The organism is Corynebacterium sp. MSK012 (assembly GCF_030232435.1).
Taxonomy (GTDB): domain Bacteria; phylum Actinomycetota; class Actinomycetes; order Mycobacteriales; family Mycobacteriaceae; genus Corynebacterium; species Corynebacterium jeikeium_D.
Window position 1 is genome coordinate 1 of sequence record NZ_JASPJU010000027.1, and the last position, 454, is coordinate 454.

At 52.9% G+C, this 454-nt stretch carries 1 pseudogene; it reads left to right on the forward strand.

Features of this window, described 5'->3' with window-relative positions:
* Nucleotides 1-411, forward strand: a pseudogene (locus tag QP977_RS10965) (IS1249 family transposase); the annotation flags it as partial.
* Nucleotides 412-454 lie beyond the last annotated feature (43 nt).

Here is a 454-nt window from a genome sequence, read left to right on the forward strand (position 1 = left end):
GCCTATCAATCATTGCTATCTCTGCACCGCAGAGACCTGCTGTTTACCTACCTGCAACCCCCACCAACAACCATCGACCCCGACAACCTTGCAGCAACAACAAACAGCCTCGAAGGTGGCATCAACGCCCCCATAAAAGAACTAGCCCGCAGACACCGCGGACTATCACTACCGCATCAACGCACAGTGATGGATTGGTGGCTGTATCTACATACAGAAGTCCCTGACGATCCGGTCAAGATCGCCAGGGACCAACGATGGGGTCAAGACGCACTTTCCACAGCAACAGACCTGATCACCCACAACACCACAGCCACTACCAATGACATCGGTGCACCAGCAGAATACGACACCGCCATCGACACCAGCTACCAACACAACCTCGGCATCCAAAAAGGCTGGATCAAATAACCGCAACACGCCCGGAAAAGACACACTTTTCTTTACTTAACCC